General features: G+C 74.5%; 16 protein-coding genes. 8 read left to right on the top strand and 8 right to left on the bottom strand.

Translation table 11 applies throughout. The features are described from left to right. Positions 1-204 precede the first annotated feature (204 nt). Together IE258_RS26570 and IE258_RS26565 are read left to right on the top strand one after the other, a co-directional pair. On the top strand, positions 205-1,914 hold the full coding sequence (locus tag IE258_RS26570) for a PucR family transcriptional regulator (RefSeq protein ID WP_189747448.1): 1,710 nt from the start codon (positions 205-207) through the stop codon (positions 1,912-1,914). A gap of 144 nt (positions 1,915-2,058) precedes the next feature. After that, positions 2,059-2,847 (top strand): hypothetical protein, encoded by a 789-nt coding sequence (locus IE258_RS26565; RefSeq protein WP_189747446.1) that lies wholly within the window; start codon positions 2,059-2,061, stop codon positions 2,845-2,847. A gap of 22 nt (positions 2,848-2,869) precedes the next feature. Here IE258_RS26565 and IE258_RS26560 read toward each other — a convergent pair whose 3' ends face one another. The 4 genes from IE258_RS26560 to IE258_RS26545 form a co-directional block, all read right to left on the bottom strand. Then, positions 2,870-3,514 carry an Rv1733c family protein gene (locus IE258_RS26560; RefSeq protein WP_189747444.1) on the bottom strand — a complete coding sequence of 215 codons (645 nt, stop codon included), beginning with the start codon at positions 3,512-3,514 and terminating at the stop codon, positions 2,870-2,872. A gap of 689 nt (positions 3,515-4,203) precedes the next feature. Further along, the gene (locus IE258_RS26555; protein WP_189747442.1) at positions 4,204-5,028 is read right to left on the bottom strand and encodes a rod shape-determining protein; all 825 of its coding nucleotides are present in this window, start codon (positions 5,026-5,028) and stop codon (positions 4,204-4,206) included. Next, positions 5,025-5,402, bottom strand: a complete 378-nt coding sequence (locus IE258_RS26550) for a TraR/DksA family transcriptional regulator (protein WP_159328122.1) — start codon at positions 5,400-5,402, stop codon at positions 5,025-5,027. Before IE258_RS26550 ends, IE258_RS26555 begins: the two co-directional genes overlap by 4 nt. A 58-nt stretch (positions 5,403-5,460) precedes the next feature. Beyond that, positions 5,461-5,787, bottom strand: a complete 327-nt coding sequence (locus IE258_RS26545; RefSeq protein ID WP_159328123.1) for a TraR/DksA family transcriptional regulator — start codon at positions 5,785-5,787, stop codon at positions 5,461-5,463. A 343-nt stretch (positions 5,788-6,130) separates the two neighbouring features. On the opposite strand from IE258_RS26545, the gene IE258_RS26540 reads away from it, so the two are divergent. The 4 genes from IE258_RS26540 to secD all read left to right on the top strand — a co-directional run bounded on the left by IE258_RS26540 (position 6,131) and on the right by secD (position 10,818). Beyond that, the gene (locus tag IE258_RS26540) at positions 6,131-7,078 is read left to right on the top strand and encodes a HAMP domain-containing sensor histidine kinase (protein WP_164460474.1); all 948 of its coding nucleotides are present in this window, start codon (positions 6,131-6,133) and stop codon (positions 7,076-7,078) included. An 8-nt stretch (positions 7,079-7,086) separates the two neighbouring features. Continuing rightward, positions 7,087-7,827 carry a response regulator gene (locus IE258_RS26535; RefSeq protein WP_229892434.1) on the top strand — a complete coding sequence of 247 codons (741 nt, stop codon included), beginning with the start codon at positions 7,087-7,089 and terminating at the stop codon, positions 7,825-7,827. A gap of 104 nt (positions 7,828-7,931) precedes the next feature. Then, on the top strand, positions 7,932-8,321 hold the full coding sequence (locus IE258_RS26530; protein ID WP_189747441.1) for a hypothetical protein: 390 nt from the start codon (positions 7,932-7,934) through the stop codon (positions 8,319-8,321). Positions 8,322-8,400: 79 nt separating this feature from the next. Then, positions 8,401-10,818: a protein translocase subunit SecD gene (secD, locus tag IE258_RS26525; RefSeq protein ID WP_189747439.1), complete on the top strand. Its 2,418-nt coding sequence runs from the start codon at positions 8,401-8,403 to the stop codon at positions 10,816-10,818. A 99-nt stretch (positions 10,819-10,917) separates the two neighbouring features. On the opposite strand, the gene IE258_RS26520 is transcribed toward secD, so the two are convergent. Continuing rightward, on the bottom strand, positions 10,918-11,739 hold the full coding sequence (locus IE258_RS26520; protein ID WP_189747437.1) for a GntR family transcriptional regulator: 822 nt from the start codon (positions 11,737-11,739) through the stop codon (positions 10,918-10,920). A gap of 168 nt (positions 11,740-11,907) precedes the next feature. Here IE258_RS26520 and IE258_RS26515 point away from each other — a divergent pair, with 168 nt between their 5' ends. Continuing rightward, positions 11,908-12,753 (top strand): (2Fe-2S)-binding protein, encoded by an 846-nt coding sequence (locus tag IE258_RS26515; protein WP_189747435.1) that lies wholly within the window; start codon positions 11,908-11,910, stop codon positions 12,751-12,753. A gap of 256 nt (positions 12,754-13,009) precedes the next feature. Next, positions 13,010-14,074: a DUF2637 domain-containing protein gene (locus IE258_RS26510; protein WP_189747433.1), complete on the top strand. Its 1,065-nt coding sequence runs from the start codon at positions 13,010-13,012 to the stop codon at positions 14,072-14,074. A 56-nt stretch (positions 14,075-14,130) separates the two neighbouring features. On the opposite strand, the gene IE258_RS26505 is transcribed toward IE258_RS26510, so the two are convergent. The 3 genes from IE258_RS26505 to IE258_RS26495 all read right to left on the bottom strand — a co-directional run bounded on the left by IE258_RS26505 (position 14,131) and on the right by IE258_RS26495 (position 18,399). Further along, entirely contained in the window at positions 14,131-14,544 is a 414-nt protein-coding gene (locus IE258_RS26505; RefSeq protein WP_189747431.1) for an ATP-binding protein, read from the bottom strand. Between the two features lie 128 nt (positions 14,545-14,672). Then, on the bottom strand, positions 14,673-16,415 hold the full coding sequence (locus IE258_RS26500) for a pyruvate dehydrogenase (RefSeq protein ID WP_159328130.1): 1,743 nt from the start codon (positions 16,413-16,415) through the stop codon (positions 14,673-14,675). A 28-nt stretch (positions 16,416-16,443) separates the two neighbouring features. Continuing rightward, positions 16,444-18,399: a protein phosphatase 2C domain-containing protein gene (locus tag IE258_RS26495; protein WP_189747429.1), complete on the bottom strand. Its 1,956-nt coding sequence runs from the start codon at positions 18,397-18,399 to the stop codon at positions 16,444-16,446. Positions 18,400-18,686 lie beyond the last annotated feature (287 nt).

Below are 18,686 nucleotides of genomic sequence, written 5' to 3'. Positions count from 1 at the left end.
TTCACGTGGATTGGCCTCAGTACACCGTCGTGTGCTCCACCAGGGTCAGTCGCAGAAACCATGAAGGAGTTGGCTGGCCAGGGCGGGCATCTTGTAGATTCGTATGAACGGAGGTGCTCAATTGCCTCCCTGTTCTCCTCTGGAATCGGGCGACACAGCCGCGTGACCTGGAACACTTCGAGACAAAGAACGGCGGCGACGAGAATGCGGCTGCGCGCACTGCTGGACACCGACGCGCTGGGCCTCAAGCTGCTCGGCGGCGAGGACGAGCTGGACCGCACGGTCCGCGGCGTGATGACCACCGACCTGCGGGACCCGAGCCGCTATCTCTCGGGCGGCGAGCTGGTGCTCACCGGTCTGGCCTGGCGCCGGGACGCCGCCGACTCCGAACCGTTCGTCCGCCTCCTGGTGCAGGCCCAGGTGGCCGCGCTGGCCGCCGGTGAGGCGGAGCTGGGGAGTGTGCCCGAGGACCTGGTGGTGGCCTGCGCGCGGCACCGGCTGCCGCTGTTCGCGGTGCACGAGTCGGTGGCCTTCGCGACGATCACCGAGCACGTCGTGCGCCAGGTCTCCGGCGAGCGGGCGGGAGACCTCGCGGCCGTGGTGGACCGGCACCGCCGGATGATGACCTCGGGACCGGCGGGCGGCGGCCCGGACGTGGTCCTGGACCTGCTCGGCTCCGACCTCGACCTGCGGGCCTGGGTGCTCTCCCCCACCGGACGGCAGGTCGCCGGGCCGAAGGACGCGGAGCCCGCGCTCACCGCCGAGGTCCGCGCCGAGCTGGCCGCCGAGCACCTCGCGGCCACCCGCACCGGCCGGCGCGCGCCGCACCGGGTGACCGTGGGCTCCACGACGTACAGCCTCTTCCCGGTGCGCGGGCGGGGGCAGCCGCCGGTGACGCCCCCGGGTGGGCGGGCCCTCCAGGGCGCGGGCGCCGGCCGGGACGTGCGCGAGACGGTGCTGTCCGACTGGCTGCTGGTGGTGGAGGCGGACGCCGGGGACTGGGCCGAGGAGCGCCTCGACCTGCTGTACGGCGTCACGCAGCTGATCGCGGTCGAGCGGGACCGGCGGGACGCCGCGCGCACGGTGCGGCGGCGGCTGGCCCAGGAGGTCCTGGAGCTGGTGCAGACGGGCGCCGCACCGGCCGAGATCGCGGCCCGGCTCCGGGTGGCGGCGCCGGTGCTGCTGCCGGGCCTCGGCGCGGCACCGCACTGGCAGGTCGTGGTGGCCCGGGTGGAGTGGGAGGACGGCGACGAGCAGACCGGCCGGGTCGCGCAGACCCTGCTGGAGGAGATGCTGGTCGACCCGCACGCCACCGGGCCGGAGCAGTCGGACCGCATCGCCGTGGCGCACACCGGCGAGGAGGCGGTCGCCCTGGTACCGCTGCCGGCGGTCTCCAGCGAGCACGACGGTTCCGAGGCCGGGGTCCTCGCGGAAACGCTCCTCGGGTCCGTGCGGGAGCCGTTGTCGGCCGGTCTGGACGGCGACGGGCGGGTCACGCTTGGCGTCAGCGCGGCCGTGCACTCGGCGGAAGGGCTGCGCGGGGCGCTGGAGGAGGCCCGGCACGCGCGCCGGGTCGCCGCGGCGCGCCCCGGGCGGGTCTGCGCGGCCGGGCACCAGGAGCTGGCCTCGCACGTGCTGCTGCTCCCCTTCGTCCCCGACGACGTGCGGCGGGCCTTCACCGCCCGGCTGCTCGATCCGCTGCGGGACTACGACCGCCGTCACCGCGCCGAGCTGATCCCGACACTGGAGGCGTTCCTGGACAGCGACGGCTCCTGGACGCGCTGTGCGAACCGGCTGCACCTGCACGTCAACACGCTGCGCTACCGCGTCGGGCGGATCGAGCAGTTGACGGGGCGTGACCTGTCGCGCCTGGAGGACAAGCTCGACTTCTTCCTGGCCCTGCGGATGAGCTGAGGCGCGCGGCGGCTTCAAACCTCGACGGTACGAAGTCCACGACTTTGTGAAATCTTTCACCCATACCCTTGGCCGGGCCGCTGGATCCGTGCTGAGATGCGGCCACCACTCGAGAGCTCGATGGCGTGCTAAGGGGAGGGCGACGTGGCGCATTCCGCCATGGCTGGTTCTGGCTGGGGAACGACCGAAGGTGACGATCCGCTCCAGACCGCGGTATGGCGGTTGCGCTCGCGCGGCTGCTGGGCCGACGCGGCGGCCCTGCTGGAGCCGGTCACCGCGGACACCGCCTTGCAGCGGACCGCGCTGCTGGTGGAGCGGTGCCTGTACACGGAGCAGGGCTGGGCCGATGCCGAGGACGCGCTGCGCACCGCGGAGGCGCTGGCCCACACCGACGACGAACGCGGGGCCGCCGCGTGTGAACGGGGGCAGCTCGCGTACGCCGCCACGGTGCACGGGGTGCGCGACCGGGCCGACGAGGCGCGGGCCGCGCTGGGGCGGGCGGCGGCGCTGATCGCGCCGGGTGCCGGGGGGCGGGCGCTGCTGGACTTCCGGCGCGGGCTGCTCGCGGAGAACCTGACCCGCTCGCCGCAGGCCGCCCGCGCGGCGTACCGGCGGGCCCACGCCGGTGCCACCGCGCACGCCGACCCGCTGCTCCAGTCCTTCACCTGGCGGCATCTGGCCGGGCTCGCCCTGCGGGAGGGCGAACTGGCCGAGGCGCGGCACGGTTTCACCGAGTCGCTGCGCATCCGCGAGGAGCTGGGGTACCTCGTCGGTACGGCGCCGGCGCTGGCCTCGCTCGCGGACGCCGAGTCGGAGCCGGAGGCGTCCCGGCTGCGGGAGGAGGCACGGCGGCTGTTCCGGCTGCTGGGCGGCGTACCGACCTGGCTGGCACGGCAGTTGACGCCGCCGGCGGCGGGCGCGGCGACGGCGTGAGGGAGTCGCGCCCAGACGGGCGTCACGGGAACCTGCTCCAGCGCGGGGCCGTGTTGGCCCAGGCCGCGTCCCACTGGGCGAGGTTGCGCCGGTGCAGTACGAGGCCCGTGGCGGCGTGCGCCGCGAGGCCGGTGAGGACGACGCCCAGGAAGGCGAGGATCGCCCAGCCCATCGTGCGGCTGCGGATCTGCTCCGCGGACAGCGGCGGCTCGGTGATCCGGCCCTCGGCGTCGACCCAGACCAGGACGGTGCTGTCGGCCGGCAGCCCCGGTTCGACCTCGGCCGTCCCGGTCCTGCTCACCCCGTCGGGGCCGGTGAAGCGGACCGGGACCGGGTAGCGGGTCTTCTTCGCCTCGTCCGACCCCGGCTCGGGATGGCGCGGGGCGTCGTGGGTCAGGACCGCGGGACGGTGGTCCCGGCTGCGCGCCTCGTGCTCGGCGGTGCTCCGGTAGTGCCGGTAGGCGCTGTCGCCGACCCCGAACATCGCCACCGGGGCCGCCACCAGCACGGCGAGCACGAGCCCCAGCGAGATCCACGCCCCGAGCCGGTCACTCGGCCGCCGCAGCGGGTTGCGGCGCCACCTCCACAGCAGGAGGTAGGGGTGTCGTGCGGGCTCGGCACCGGGATCGGCGGGCGGTGGCTGAGCCTGCGGAATCTCGCCGGCCACGATGTGCCTCCTTCCTGGCTCGGGCTTCCCGGCTCGGGACAGCCGGATCGGCCGCCGTAGACGCCGCGAACAGCATCGAGGGCGGCTTCGGACGGGACGGGGATGGGACGGGGACGCGGGGCGGACGCGGGGTGCGGCGCCGGCGCTGGTGCGGGCCCCGGTCGTACGAGCGGGGGACGAAACGAGGGGGACGGGGTGCGGGGACGGGGAGAACGGGGTGCGGGGCGGGGGACGAGCGGCGCGGGGTGCGGGGCGGGGGCGAGGGGGACGGGGTGCGGGGACGGGGATGAGGTGACGGGCCGGGAACGGCGGAGACGGGCTGCGAGGGCCAGGGACAAGAGGGCCGGGGTGCGAGGCCAGGGACGAGGACGAAGGGACGGGGTCGGGGCCGGAAACGAGGGAGACGGGCTGCGGGACCGGGGACGAAGAGGGCCGGGGTACGGGGCCGGGAACGAGGGAACGGGGCGCGGGGCCGGGGTGCGCGCCCGGGGAACCGAGGGGCGCGGTTTCCCGGGCGCGGCGAAGGGGCCCGGCGTGCGAGTCACGGCCGGGGCGGCCGGGCGGATGACGGGCGCCCGGCCGACCGCAGCCGAGGGGGGTCCGGGTCGGCACCGTTCGCGGCGCGGCATCGGCGGCCGGGGCGAGCGGTGCCCCGCTGGGTCGATGCCCCGTACCGGTGCCGGGCCGGCTCAGTGCGGGTGTCCCTCCGGTGGGTCCGTGCCGGTGGCCGACGGGTGGGTGTGCGCGGCCTCCAAAAGCTTCGCGGCGCCCCGTACCGCCGCCGTGTGCGGTGCGGGCACCGCGCGCAGCGGCCCGTGCAGGCGGTCGGCGAGCCGGCAGGTGATCTCGGGGCGCAGCGCGCCCCCGCCCGCCAGCAGCGGCCCCCGCGTGAGCGCGTCGAGCGTGAGGGACGTGCCGTCCTGCCGCAGCATCGAGGTCGTCATGTCGGCCAGCGCCTCGCCGATCCGCGCGGACGGGGTCGTCTCGTCGATGTCCGCCGTGCCCAGCGCGGTGCGGCGGGCGTCGAAGACGGCGCCGTCCACCAGCAGCACCACCTCCGTGAGATGCGCACCGCTGTCCATCACGAGCAGCGGCCGGGACAGGTCGGCGCCCGCCGCCAGGGCCACCGCCCGCGCGCTGGGAACAGTCAGCACACTGCGCGGGCGCAGCACCTCCACGGCCGCACGGGCCTCGGTCCGGTAGGCCGGCCCGTCCAGCACCGGCGCGGTCACCACGACCACCGGACGGGCGAAGCGGGGCAGCCGGTGGCCAAGGAGCCGGTCGAGCATCCGGGCCGTGCCCTGGGTGTCGACGATCGCCCCGCGCTGGATCGGGTACACCGCGCCCGCGCCGGGGAAGGTCACCGTCGGCACGTCGAGGATCATCCCGCGCCCGGCGACCCAGGCGCGGGTGCGGGCGCTGCCCATGTCGAGGGCGACGCCGCTGCACTGCCGGCACAGCGGCCACGGCCGGTGCCGGGACAGGGCGGCGCGGGGCCGCCGGAGCAGGGTCATCGTCCGGCCTCCCGCACCTGCTGGCAGCGGGCGCAGTAGCGGGCCTGCGGCACGATCATCAGGCGGTCGCGGTCGATGCCGCGCCGGCACAGCTGGCAACGGCCGTAGCGGCCCTCGGCGATGCGGTCGAGCGCCGCTTCCACGTCGGCGAGGACCATGCGCGCCGACGCCGCCAGCTTGACCCGGACCTCGGTCTGCGCGGCGGTCCGCCGGACCGGCTCGTCGGTGCGGGCCGGGGCCGCCGCGATCTGCCGCAGCTGGTCCTCGCGGAACAGCCGCTGCTCCCGGAGGTTGTCCCGGAGCACGGCGAGGTCCTCGGTCGACAGGGGCGACGGACGTGTCTCGCGGTCGCCGATGATCTGGTTGTTCACCACTTCACCCCTTGGGCAGGGCGGGAGGGACGGTTTGGGACGGGTTCGCAGCCGACGGCGCTCAGGTGGCGGCGCGGCGCTGGCAGGCGACGCAGTAGCGGGTGTACGGGAGGATCTCCAGGCGCTCCCCCGGGACGGGCTTGCCGCAGCCCAGGCAGGCGCCGTAGGTGCCGTCCTCGACCCGGGCGAAGGCTCCGTCGATCTCCTTGAGCACCCGCTCGATCGCGGCCTTCTGCGCGGACATCAGCTGGTCGTCCGCCTGGCCGCTCTCGTCGAGGGCCTGCAGCTGGGTGATGCGGGTGTTGCGGGCGTGTTCGAGGCGCTGGCGCGCCTCGTGAGCGGTCAGCCGCTCGGGGCGGGGTTCGATGCGGGAGGCGTCGAGCGACACGGTGAGGGGTCCTTTTCTCGGAAGGTGCTGCGGGTATGCCGAGCGCCGGGCCGTTCGGGCCCGGTCGCCCTCAACCATGGCCGGGCCGCCCGGGGAAACCCATCGGGCGCAGGACCCATTTGCCCGGGGGCGCGGGATCCACTGCGCGGTGCGCCGGGGCGTCCATATGGGTATGCCGCGAGCCGGAAATGGGGGTCGGGCCCCATCGACCCGACGGGTCCGGGAGGAGCACGCTGGTCGCTTGCTCGGTCGCTACCTGGGCCGCAGCTCCCACCGAGGGTGCGCGATGACCGACAGTAGAGGCGTACCAACTCGACACGTCGCCTAAGGAGGCGTACCCCCGGTGTCCCTGTTCTGGCGGATCTTCGGGCTCAACGCGGTGGTGCTGGGCTTTGCCACGGCGCTGCTGCTGTGGGCTCCGGTGACCGTCTCCGTGCCGATCCTGCTGACCGAGGCCGTCGTCCTCGTGGTCGGCATGGGCGTCATGCTGGTGGCCAACGGCGCCCTGCTGCGCTGGGGCCTGGCCCCGCTGGAGCGGCTCACCCGGCTGATGACCACGGTCGACCTGCTGCGCCCCGGCCAGCGGCTGCCGGTGGCCGGCGGCGGCGAGGTCCCGGAGCTGATCCGCACGTTCAACGCCATGCTGGACCGCCTGGAGAACGAGCGGGCCACCAGCAGTGCCCGCGTCCTGCTCGCCCAGGAGGCGGAGCGGCGCCGCATCGCCCAGGAGCTGCACGACGAGGTCGGGCAGAGCATGACGGCGATCCTGCTGGTCCTGGGGCGGGCCGCGGACGACGCGGACGAGCCGCTGCGCGACGAGCTGCACCAGGCGCAGGAGATCACCCGGGAGAGCCTGGACGAGGTCCGCCGCCTGGTGCGCCGGCTGCGGCCCGGCGTCCTGGACGACCTCGGCCTGATCAGCGCGCTGTCCTCGCTGACGCACGACTTCGCCACCCACACCGGTCTGCGGGTGGTGCGCCGTTTCGACGCCGACCTGCCGGCCCTGGACCACGAGACCGAACTGGTCCTCTACCGGGTGGCGCAGGAGAGCCTGACCAACGCCGCCCGCCACGCGGACGCCGAGCGCCTGGAGGTGGGTCTGGCCCGCGCCGACGGCGCGGTGACGCTCACCATCACCGACGACGGCCGCGGCATCGAGGCGGCACACGAGGGCGCCGGCATCCGCGGCATGCGGGAACGGGCCCTGCTCGTCGGGGCCGCCCTCGACATCACCTCGGCGCCCGGCGCCGGCACCCGCATCCGGCTCACCGCACCCCTTCCCAGGAAGTAGCCCTGACCATGTCCGACCCGTCCTCCTCGTCCGAGCCGTCCTCCTCGCCCGAGCCGTCCTCCTCGTCCGAGCCGCGCGAGCCGTCCCCGGCGTCCGCCGTGTCGAAGATCCGCATCCTGCTCGCCGACGACCACGCGCTGGTGCGCCGCGGTGTACGCCTCATCCTCGACCGGGAACCGGACCTCGAGGTGGTGGCCGAGGCCGGGGACGGCGCGGAGGCCATCGACATGGCGCGGGCCCACGAGGCCGACCTCGCGGTCCTGGACATCGCGATGCCCCGCCTCACGGGCCTCCAGGCGGCCCGCGAACTGGCCGCGCTGAAGCCGGGGCTGCGGATCCTGATGCTGACGATGCACGACAACGAGCAGTACCTGTTCCAGGCGCTGAAGTCGGGTGCCTGCGGATACGTGCTCAAGTCGGTCGCCGACCGGGACCTCGTCGCCGCCTGCCGGGCCGCGATGCGCGACGAGCCCTTCCTGTACCCGGGTGCGGTGACGGCGCTCATCCGCAACTACCTCGACCGCGTGCGGCACGGCGAGGAGACCTCCGACCACATCCTCACCCCGCGCGAGGAGGAGGTCCTCAAGCTCGTCGCCGAGGGCCACTCCTCGAAGGAGATCGCCGAGATCCTCTTCATCAGCATCAAGACCGTCCAGCGGCACCGGGCGAACCTGCTGCAGAAGCTCGGCCTGCGCGACCGCCTGGAGCTGACCCGGTACGCCATCCGTGCCGGGCTCATCGAGCCCTGACGCTCCCCCGAACCGCCCGTGGCTCTGGCCGCCCACTCCCCGGCCGGAGCCATGGGCTCCGCCACCCGCCAGACCCGCTCATCCACCACGAAAGGGGACGGTGCATGCGACGACGGCTCGCGAGCGTGCTCACCGTCCTGCTGACCGTCCTGCTGCCCCTGGTCCCGGCCTGGCCCGCGGCCGGTGCGCACGTCGGTCCGAGCGGTCCCCTCGCGGCAGCCGCCGCCACCGCCGTTCCCCACCCGGCCCTCGACCTCCACGCCGACGACGGCTGTACGCCGGTCTGCGCCGCCCAGCCCCGGGCCCGGCACGACCAGCCGGCCGGTCGTCCCACGGCACCGGACCAGCACCCGGCGACCACCGCGCACCTCGGGGGCGGCGCCGCCCCCGGGGGCCACGCACGGACGTCGTCCGCGCCCGGCCCGGTGCCGGTCTCCCCCGGCCGCGCGAGCCACGACAGCGGCCGGGCGCCACCCGTCTCCTCCGGCACCTGAGACACCACTCCTTCCTTTCACCTTCTTCCGCCGCGGCCGCGCTCGGCCGCCGCCGCGGCGTGCCCGCCGGAGGCCCGTGTTGAAACGCTCCCGTCCCCCTTCCCGCACCCGTCCCCCTGCCCGTACCGGTTCGCGGCCCCGTTCGCGCTCGCGTTCCCGCTCCCTGAACGTCCGCGCGCTCGTCGCGCTCGCGGTGATGGCCGCGTCGGTCGCCATCGCCCTGACCATGCCGGTCCGTCTCGGGCTCGACCTGCGCGGCGGCACCCAGATCGTGCTGGAGACCAAGTCCACCGACACCACCAAGGCCGACCGGGAGGCCACCGACCGCACCGTGGAGGTGCTGCGCGGCCGCATCGACGCCCTCGGGGTCGCCGAGCCGACCATCGTCCGCTCCGGCGAGAACCGCGTCGTCGTCGAGCTGCCGGGCGTACAGGACCCGAAGCAGGCCGCCGACGTGCTGGGCCGCACCGCGCAGCTCACCGTCCACTCGGTGCTCGGCCCGGCGGAGAACCCCGCCGACGCGGCCGAGGGAAAGACCGAGGCCGCCAAGGACGGCGAGCGGGTGCTGCCGGACGAGTCCGGGCAGTCCCTGCGGCTGAAGGACGCCACGCTGACCGGGCAGGACGTCAAGGGCGCCGACGCCCGCTTCGACCAGCAGGGCGGCGCGGGCTGGCACGTGACCGTCGACTTCAAGGACTCCGGCAGCGACCGCTGGGCGCAGGTGACCGGCGAGGCGGCCTGCCACCCGGCGGGCGACCCGCAGCGCCGGGTCGCCATCGTGCTCGACAACAAGATCATCTCCTCGCCGCAGGTCGACCCGTCCGTGGCCTGCGGGGCGGGCATCACCGGCGGCTCCACGCAGATCACCGGGTCGTTCGACGACGCCGAGGCCCGCGAGCTGGCCCTGCTCGTCAAGGGCGGCGCCCTGCCCGTGCCGGTCGAGACCATCGAGCAGCGCACCATCGGCGCCACCCTGGGCGACGAGGCCATCAACGCCGGTGCCTGGGCCGCCGTCATCGGCACCGCGCTGACCGCGCTGTTCATCATCGTCGTCTACCGGCTGATGGGCGCCCTGGCGACCGTGGCCCTGCTCTGCTACGGCCTGATCTCCTACGCCGCCCTGGCCGCGGTCGGCGCGACCCTGACCCTGCCGGGCCTCGCGGGCTTCGTGCTGGCGATCGGGATGGCGGTGGACGCCAACGTCCTCGTCTTCGAACGGGCCCGCGAGGAACAGGCGGCCCGGACCCGTCCGAGCACGCGGTCCGCGCTGACCGCCGGTTTCCGCAGTGCGTTCAGCGCGATCGCCGACTCCAACATCACCACGCTGATCGCGGCCGCGCTGCTGTTCTTCCTGGCCTCCGGTCCGGTGAAGGGCTTCGGCGTCACCCTCGGCATCGGTGTGCTGGCGTCGATGGTCAGCGCCCTCGTGATCACCCGGGTGCTGGCGGAGTTCGCGGCGAGCCGGCCGGCGGTCTTCCGCCGCCCGCGCATCACCGGCATCTCCTCGACCGGCCCGGTCCGGGACGCCCTGCTGCGCCGCAACCCCTTCCTGATGCGCCGGCCGCGCCGCTGGCTGGCGGCCTCGCTGGTCGTCCTCGTGGTGGCGGGCTCCGGAATCCTGGTGCGCGGCCTGAACTTCGGCATCGAGTTCACCGGCGGGCGGCTCATCGAGTACTCCACCGCCACCCAGGTCGATCCCGAGCGGGCCCGCGACGCCCTCGCGGACGCGGGCTTCCCGCGCGCCGTCGTCCAGTCCTCCGGCGACGGCGACCTCACGGTGCGCACCGAGGAGCTGACCGACGCCGAGGCGGCGACCGTCACGAAGGCCGTCGCCGAACTGGGCGGCGAGACGGAGAAGGTCCGCGACGAGCTGATCGGCCCGAGCCTCGGCGAGGAGTTGCGCCGGGACGCCCTGATCGCCCTCGGGCTCGCCCTGGCCGCCCAGCTGGCGTACCTGGCGGCCCGCTTCCGCCTGCTGTTCGGCACCGCCGCGGTCGGCGCGCTCGCCCATGACGTGGTCATCCTGGTCGGTGTCTTCGCCTGGCTGGGCAAGCCGATCGACGGGGTGTTCCTGGCGGCGCTGCTGACCGTGATCGGCTACTCGGTCAACGACTCGGTGGTCCTGTTCGACCGCGTCCGGGAGCTGCTGGGCAAGGAGCGGAAGACGCCGTTCGACCGGCTCACCAACGACGCGATCCTGCAGACCCTGCCGCGCACGGTCAACACCGGCATGGGCGCGGTACTCATCCTCGCCTCGCTGGCGGTCCTCGCCGACGACTCGCTGACCGACTTCGCGCTCGCGCTGCTGATCGGCGTGGTGGTCGGCACGTACTCCTCGGTCTTCACCGCCTCCCCGCTGGCCGTCGAACTGCACGGCCGCGACGCCGGCACCCGCCCCGCACGCCGCGGCGGCGGCAAGGGCCGCGGCACGGCACGGCCCGGCAAACCCGACCGGCAGACACCCGCGAGCCGCACCGAACGACAGGAGGTCCCGTAGCGACGGGAAGCCCCGCGGGACCCGGGCGCCCCCGCGCAGGGGGCCGTTCCCGCCCGGCGCAGAGGGCCGTTCCCGCCCGGCGCAGGGGGCGTTCCCGTCTCAGGCGGTGCGCGTGAAGTGGTCCCCGACCAGGGCCCGCACCGCGTCCGGGTCGCCGGCGATCAGGGCGTCCAGGAGTGCGGTGTGCTCGTGGGCGTCGGCGACCAGGTCGGCCCGCCCGCGTACGGCGGGCGAGCCGGCCGGGGGCCACTGGGCGCGGCGGTGCACGTCGGCGGCGATCCGGACGAGCTGTTCGTTGCCGGCCAGCGCCAGTACCGCGCGGTGGAAGGCGCGGTCGGCCTCGGCGTAGGTGGCCGGGCAGCCGGACGACGCGGCCCGGACGGTGGCCTCGGCGAGGGGGCGCAGCTCCGCCCAGCGCTCGGCGGGCACCGTACGGGCCAGCCGGAGCCACACCGGGGCCTCGATCAGGGCCCGGACCTCGGCCAGCTCGGCCAGCTCGCGGTCGCCGCGCTCGACGACGCGGAAGCCGCGGTTGGGGACGACCTCGACGGCGCCCTCCAGGGCGAGCTGCTGCATGGCCTCCCGTACCGGAGTGGCCGAGACGCCGAACCGCTCGCCGAGCACGGGCGCCGAGTAGACCCCGCCGGGCCGCAGTTCGCCGGTGGCCAGCGCGGAGCGCAGGGCGTCGAGGATCTGCCCGCGCACCGAGGAACGCCGGACCAGGGCCCGCGGGCGGGGTATGGGCGGTTCGCCGTGGGTGTGCTCGCCGCGCGCCGAGCCGTCCGGCTCCCCGGCGCCGGGGGCCCGGTCCCGTGCCCTGTCCGCCGCTCCCGGCTGCACCGGGATCCGCACCGCTTCGGCCGCCGTACCCGCACCCCTGCCCGCACCCGTTCCTGCGGCGCCCTGCGCGCTGTGCTTCACGGGTCCTCCTGCGGGACGTGTCGGTACTTGGGGTCATTACGGCGGGTTGTCACCTGTACGTCAAGCACCATAAGCGCACCGACCGTCAGTTCAAATCCCAAACATCTTGGGTAAGGTAAGGCTTACCTTTAAGCAGCCCGTTGTCCCGACGTGGATCGGTGGTCCCGCATGCCTGTCGCCCTTACGGCCTTCACGGACGCCTACGCGCGCCTGTCCGAGGTCCTCCCGGGGCTGGGCGTCACCGAGCTGACCGCGGCCGACGAGGTCCCGAGCGGCGAAGGATGGGTCACGGCCGCCTCGCTCGCCGCGGGCGGGGCCGAGCTGGCGGCGTTCCTCGCCTGGGACGAGGCACAGGTGCTGCGGGACTACGGGCAGCGGGCCCGGCCGGACGTGATCGCGAGCTTCGGCCTGCACCGGTACGCGTGGCCCGCCTGCCTGCTGATCACCGTGCCGTGGTTCCTGCACCGCCGGGTGCCCCGCCACCCCGCCGCCCACGTGGCCTACGACCGTGCGGCCACCGGGCTTCCACTGGGCCGGATGGCCGTGCGCGCCACCTCGTTCGCCTGCCTCCCGGACGACCCCGCCGCCGGTCTGCCCGGCGCCCGGGTGGTCGCCGACGAGGAGGAGCTGCGCGCCGAGGTGCGGGCCGCGGTCGCCGAGCACCTGGAGCCGGTCCTGGCCGGATTCGGCCCACGGATGCGCCGCCGCGGACGCGCCCTGTGGGGCATGGCGACCGACGAGATCGTGGAGGGCCTGTGGTACGTCGCCCACCTGCTCGACGAGCAGGAGCGGGCGCGGCACGAGCTGGAGCTGCTGCTGCCGGGCGCGACCAAGCCGTACGTCGGCGACGCGGCCTTCCGGGAGCTCAAGGGCCCGGACGGCACCCCGCTGCACACCCGGGACCGGGCGAGCTGCTGCATGTTCTACACCCTGCGCCCCGAGGACACCTGCGCCACCTGCCCGCGGACCTGCGACGCGGACCGCGTCGACAAGCTGCTCGCCGCGGCCGGCTGACCGACCGTCGGCTAAGATCACGGCGTTGTTTCACAACTCCCCCACGCGTCACAGTGAGTTTCCGCCGAACCACTCGTACGGGTAGTCTTAATCGAACTCAACTCCCGCCCCTCATGCGGCAGTTCGAGCAGAATGCCGTCCTGGGTACCCCCTCTGCGCTTCCTTGGCGGCCTCTTGCCCCGAAACCCCCTGAGGGCCGCCGGGTTTGGGCCACCATGGCGGGCGTTACGCCCTATCCCACTGCAAGGGACCCCTGATGAGATTGACCGACATATCGCTGAACTGGCTGCTTCCGGGCGCCGTGCTGCTCCTGGGCATGCTGGCGGCGGTGGCGGTGCTCGCGCGCGGCAAGCGTTCCTCGGGGAAGGACGCGGGCGCGGACGACTCGTGGGAGCGCATGGAGGAGCGCCGCCGGCGCAAGGAGGCCCTCTACGGCACCTTCTCCTACGTTCTGCTCTTCTGCTGTGCCGCGGTCGCCGCGGCGCTCTCCTTCCACGGTCTGGTCGGCTTCGGCGAGCAGAACCTCGGCCTGAGCGGCGGCTGGCAGTACCTGGTCCCGTTCGGGCTCGACGGCGCGGCGATGTTCTGCTCCGTGCTCGCGGTGCGCGAGGCCAGCCACGGTGACGCTGCGCTCGGCTCGCGGATACTCGTGTGGGCCTTCGCCTTCGCCGCGGCCTGGTTCAACTGGGTGCACGCGCCCCGCGGTCTGGGTCACGCGGGTGCCCCGCACTTCTTCGCGGGCATGTCCCTGTCGGCGGCGGTGCTGTTCGACCGGGCCCTGAAGCAGACCCGCCGGGCCGCCCTGCGCGAACAGGGCCTGGTGCCGCGTCCGCTGCCGCAGATCCGCATGGTCCGCTGGCTGCGCGCGCCCCGGGAGACGTACCGCGCCTGGTCGCTGATGCTCCTGGAGGGCGTGCGCAGCCTGGACGAGGCGGTCGAGGAGGTGCGCGACGACCGGCGCCAGAAGGAGGAGAAGAAGCTGCGCCGCCGTGAGCAGGAGCGCCTTGAGCGGGCGCAGCTCAAGGCGATCAGCCGGGGCCACGGCCACCGCGGCTTCCCGGGCCGCGGCGGTCGTCAGGTCGAGGTCGAGGTGCAGCAGGTCGAGCGGGGCTCGGAACGTGCTGCCGCGGAGCCTGCCATATCGACCCCCGAGCAACTGCCCGCGGGAAGCCGGCGGCCCTCGCTGCAGCCCGTGCGGAGCGGGTCTGAGCAGATGACCGTGGAGACCGTGGACCTCACCGCCGAGGACGACACCCAGGCCCTGCCGCGCCTGGACTCCCTGGAGCGCAAGCTCAAGGACCTGGAGCAGCAGTTCGGCTGAGCCGAGCGCGCCCCGTATCCGTGCCGATGGCCTGAGGCGCCGGTCTTCCCGGCGCCTCAGGCCGCTTCCGCGTCCGCCTCCGCGCCCAGTTCGAACCAGACCGACTTGCCCACCTCGCAGGGCCGCACGCCCCAGTCGTCGGCGAGTGACTCGACCAGGACCAGCCCTCTGCCGTTGGTGCTCTCCTCCCGCGGTGTGCGCGGCCGGGGCCGTGGCCCGTGACCCACGAAGTCCCGCACCTCGACCCGCAGGGCGCGCGGTCCGACCGTCGCGGTCAGGACCGCGCCCTCCTCGGTGTGCACGAGCGCGTTGGTGACCAGCTCGCTGGTGAGCAGTTCGGCGACCTCCGACTGCCCTGGCTCGCCCCAGTGCCGCAGCAGCTCACGCAGCGCCCGCCGGGCCTCGGGCACCGCCCGCGGGTCCGCCCGGCCGAGCCGCCGCCTGAGCTGTGGCACCGTCTGCTCCTTCATGTCCCCCGTCGGCACGCTGATGTCGGCTCCCCCCGTCTGTCCCGCTCCGGTCGAACATCTTCACGGGGAAAGCCTTGCCCGTTCGGGCCCTCGCCAGTCATCCGGTTTCGGACCGGCTGTCCGTACGGTCACGGGCGGGGGACGTTGCGCAGGTTCGACCGGGCCATCTGGAGCATGCGTCCGACGCCGCCGTCCAGGACGATCTTCGAGGCGGACAGGGCGAAACCGGTGACCATGTCGGCGCTGATCTTCGGCGGGATGGACAGGGCGTTGGGGTCGGTGACCACGTCGACGAGGGCGGGACCCTTGTGCTTGAACGCCGCCTTCAGCGCCCCGGCCAGGTCCTTGGGCTTCTCCACCCGTACGCCGAAGGCACCGCATGCCTCGGCGACGGCGGCGAAGTCCGGGTTCTTGTTGGCCACGCCGTGCGAGGGCAGGCCCGCGACGAGCATCTCCAACTCGACCATGCCGAGCGAGGAGTTGTTGAAGAGGACGACCTTCACCGGGAGGTCGTGCTGGACGAGGGTGAGGAAGTCGCCCATCAGCATGGTGAAGCCGCCGTCGCCGGACATCGACACGACCTGCCGGCGCCGGTCGGTGAACTGGGCGCCGATCGCCATCGGCAGCGCGTTCGCCATCGAGCCGTGGGAGAAGGAGCCGATGATGCGGCGGCGGCCGTTGGGCGAGATGTAGCGGGCCGCCCAGACGTTGCACATCCCGGTGTCGACGGTGAACACCGCGTCGTCGTCGGCCATTTCGTCCAGCAGCGCGGCCACGTACTCGGGGTGGATCGGGACGTGCTTGTCGACCTTGCGGGTGTACGCCTTGACGACGCCCTCCAACGCGTCGGCGTGCTTCTTCAGCATCCGGTCCAGGAAGCGGCGGCTCTTCTTCTCCTTCACCCGCGGGATCAGGCAGCGCAGGGTCTCCCGCGCGTCGCCCCACACCGCGAGGTCCAGCTTGGAGCGCCGGCCCAGGTGCTCGGGCCGCACGTCGATCTGGGCGATCTTCACGTCGTTCGGGAGGAAGGCGTTGTACGGGAAGTCGGTGCCGATCAGGAGCAGCAGGTCGCACTCGTGGGTGGCCTCGTAGGCGGCGCCGTAGCCGAGCAGGCCGCTCATGCCGACGTCGTACGGGTTGTCGTACTGGATGAACTCCTTGCCCCGCAGGGCGTGGCCCACGGGTGCCTTGAGCTTGCCCGCGAACTCCATGACCTCGGCGTGCGCGCCCGCGGTGCCGCTGCCGCAGAACAGGGTGACCCTGTCGGCGTCGTCGATCATCCGGACCAGCCGGTCGATCTCCTCGTCACCGGGGCGGACGGTGGGCCGGGAGGTGACGAGGGCCGTCTCGGCGGCCCCCTGCGGGGCGGGCTCGTCCGCGATGTCGCCGGGTAGCGAGACGACGCTGACGCCGCCCTGGCCGACGGCGTGCTGGATGGCGGTCTGCAGCAGCCGGGGCATCTGCTTCGGGCTGGAGATCAGCTCGCTGTAGTGGCTGCACTCGCGGAACAGCTGGTCGGGGTGGGTCTCCTGGAAGAAGCCGAGCCCGATCTCGCTGGACGGGATCTGGGAGGCGAGGGCGAGGACGGGGGCCATGGAGCGGTGGGCGTCGTAGAGCCCGTTGATGAGGTGGAGGTTGCCGGGTCCGCAGGAGCCGGCGCACGCGGCCAGCTTGCCGGTGATCTGCGCCTCCGCGCCGGCGGCGAAGGCGGCGGTCTCCTCGTGCCGGACGTGCACCCATTCGATGCCGGAGTGGCGGCGCACGGCGTCCACGATCGGGTTGAGGCTGTCCCCGACGACTCCGTAGAGGCGCTCCACCCCGGCGCGGGTGAGGATGTCGACGAACTGTTCCGCGACGTTCTGTTTGGCCATGGGTCCAGCTATGCCACAGCGCGCGGTCTCACGCCTCCCAAACGGCGGCGGCGGTACGGTCGTCCGCGTATCCCTTGACCCGCACGCCGCTGTCGGCGAGGAACTCCCCCGGTCCCGGCGCCGGGCGGCCCGCCCATCGCCGCGCGAGGAGTTCGCCCAGCTCGGGCTCGCTCAGCAGGGGCTCGGCGAGGCCCGCGGTGCACATCAGGAGCACATCACCCGGGCGGGCTACGGAGGCCCGGAAGCGGAAGGGCTCCCGCGGCGGCTCGGCGGGCGGGCCGTCGTACGGGCCCGGGGGCGTGGTGATGCCGAGGTCCATGGTGAGCCGGTCGCCGTCGGGCGTCTCGCTCGGCGCGTCGCCGGGCGGGCCGCCGAACGTGCCTCGGGGCGCCGCCCCGAAGCCGAGTACGGGCTCTCCGGCGACGTCGCCGACGTCCGGCTCCATGTCCTGCCAGGCGCCGTCGCGCAGCCGGAGCAGTCCGCCCGCGCCGACGCCGAAGAACACCCGGGTGCGGCACTCTGGGTCGGCGGGCAGCAGCAGGCAGCGCAGGGTGGCCGTGTACTCGTCCGGGGCGAGGCCCTGTTCGGCGGCGCCGGCCCGGAGCCGGCCGAGGCTGCGGTCGGTGAGGCGGTGCAGGCCGGACTTCAGGTCGCCGCGCCGGGCGGCCCGCAGGTCCTCGGCGAGCCGCACGTGGCTGCGCCCCACGGCCCGGCCGATCCACCGGCACACCTCGGCCGCCGCCCGGTGCGCCCCGGCGGTGGCGCGGGCGCCGGTCGCCATGGCCACCAGGACCAGCGCCTGCTCCCCGGCGCCGAACCGCGCGACGAGCAGCGCGTCGCGCCGCGGCTCGCCCCGGTAGCGCGCGGAGTCCCCGCGCACGGAGGCGGCCCGCAGCGTGCACGTCCCGTACCTGGCGCCCTCCAGCACGGTGTCCGGGACCAGTCCGTCGAGGCCGTCGGGATCGGCGGGCGGCAGCGCGGTGGGCTCAGCGTCGTAGGTCGGCGGCCCGCTGCCGACGTAGTCGCGGTCGTCGCCGTCCGGTGCGTCGGCCGAGGGCAGGAACGGCGGCGGCAGCGGCGGCAGGTCGGACAGGGTCCTGGGCGGCGGCCCCGCCTCGGGCGGCTCCCTGAGATCGGCGGCCCCCATCCCCGAGGTGGTCAGCCCACGCGGGCCACCACCCTGCCCCCGCCCGCCGAACCCCGACGCCGCCCGGGACTCACCGTCACCGCCCCCGGACGCCGCCCCACCGGACCGCCCGGCCCCCGGCCCGGACGGAAAGCTCACCGGCCCGGTCGGTGTCCCGGGCGGCGGCTCCCACGGCGCCCTCGGCCCTGGCGGGTTCGCGGGGCGGGAGGGAGCGCCGGGCAGGATGTCGCCCGGACGCCCGTCGGACCGCTGAGGCGACACGGGCTCCTCCGTGCCGGGGGCCTGCCCGGCCGTCACGGCACCGGACCGCCCGCCCTCGGACAACGCGCCCCCGGAGGCACCCGGCTCCCGCCCGGACGGAAAGCTCACCGGCCCGGTCGGTGCCGCGGGCGGCGGCTCCCACGGCGCCCTCGGTGGCGGTGGGGCGGGGTTGCCGGCGTCGGGTGAGCGCGTGGGCGGCGGCTGGGGGTTGTCGTCGGGTGGTGCGGTGCGGGGGCCGGGGATGGTGGAGGGCTGCGGCCGGGACCACCAGGGCCGGCCCGGTTCGGGCGCGGTGGGGTCCGACCGGGGTGGGTTCGTCCCGGGACCGGGGCCGGAACTGGAACCGGGACCGGGGCCGGAACCGGGACCGGGACCGGGGCCGGAACCGGGACCGGGACCGGGGTCCGCTTCACGCGCCACCGTTCCCGACGCCGAGGCGAAGCGGTCGTCCAGGGAATCGGGTGCGGCCGTGGGGCCGGTGTCGTCGGTGGAGTCGTCGTACAGCTGCCCCCACCAGTCGTCCTCAGGACCGGTGGGACCGGTGGGACCGGTGGGCCTTCCCCCCTGCTGACTCATGCTCCTGATTGTCCACCGACGGAGCCGGATGAAAACGGGGCATCGGAAAATTCGGGCGCACCGGCGTGCGCCGGGCGGCGTGTCGGGGGACGCGTCGAACAGTCCTCCGAGGTGGGGTGGCCGAGCGGCCCCACCCCCCACGGGAGGACCGCTCGGCGACGCCACCTTGGCAGAGTGACCGGCGGTACGGCGATGATGTCCCGAGGCGGGTTTGCGCCGTGGCCGTTTTCCGCCACGGACGCCCCGCGCGGCTGGTGACGATCATCGTTCTCGGGGAGGGGCGACGC

Source organism: Streptomyces tendae (assembly GCF_014650435.1).
GTDB classification, from domain to species: Bacteria; Actinomycetota; Actinomycetes; order Streptomycetales; family Streptomycetaceae; genus Streptomyces; species Streptomyces tendae.
This window is presented reverse-complemented; position numbering and strand designations above follow the sequence as displayed.